Origin of the sequence: Corynebacterium sp. HMSC076D02 (genome assembly GCF_001813815.1) — a bacterium.
Classification (GTDB): domain Bacteria; phylum Actinomycetota; class Actinomycetes; order Mycobacteriales; family Mycobacteriaceae; genus Corynebacterium; species Corynebacterium simulans.
This window is the reverse complement of the sequence record NZ_KV814075.1, coordinates 1-226: the sequence shown is the minus strand read 5'-3', so window position 1 is coordinate 226 and position 226 is coordinate 1. Positions and strand designations below refer to the sequence as shown.

Below are 226 nucleotides of genomic sequence, written 5' to 3'. Positions count from 1 at the left end.
TCTTTCGACTGTAGACATCCACGACAAACGCGGTGTAGGCGAATCCTGACAGGGTGCGAACGTAGGTAATGTCGGCAACCCACAGCCTTCCTGGTGCTTGTGCACGGAAGTTTCGCTGTACTAGGTCTGGGCGATGATCCGGTGTCTTCGGGCTGATCGTTGTCACGGGGGTTCGTCCACGTCTGCGGCCGCAAACACCTGCTAGCTTCATTAGTCGTGCAGTCTT

General features: G+C 56.2%; 1 pseudogene. It reads right to left on the bottom strand.

From position 1 onward, the window contains the following. Positions 1-226: pseudogene (locus HMPREF2935_RS13080) on the bottom strand (IS3 family transposase); the annotation flags it as partial.